This window comes from Anabaena sp. CCY 9910, assembly GCF_963920875.1.
Lineage (GTDB): Bacteria > Cyanobacteriota > Cyanobacteriia > Cyanobacteriales > Nostocaceae > Trichormus > Trichormus variabilis.
On the sequence record NZ_CAWUDJ010000151.1, the window covers coordinates 1 to 241 of the forward strand.

Here is a 241-nt window from a genome sequence, read left to right on the forward strand (position 1 = left end):
CGACGGGCACGTACGAATACGTGCTCAAGGCAACGGCCGTGAAGTACATCAATGGAGACGAGCACCTTCGATTCCTCACCTCGCCGGTCTTCCGCATCACGGTCAATGCTCCACCGGCTCCTTTTGACGGCGCCGAGTACGTGTCGTCCAACTATCCGCGAAGCATGGACCGGGGTCTTTCGTACCAGGGCAGCGTGACATTCCGCAACGTGGGGAATACCACCTGGCGCGCGGGCGATGG

The 241-nt window shown here is 61.0% G+C and carries 1 protein-coding gene; it reads left to right on the forward strand.

Annotated elements, in window-relative coordinates:
* Positions 1–38 precede the first annotated feature (38 nt).
* Positions 39–241 (forward strand): hypothetical protein (locus tag ACM5QX_RS29655; protein WP_414756777.1); only part of this gene is annotated, 203 nt, incomplete at its 3' end.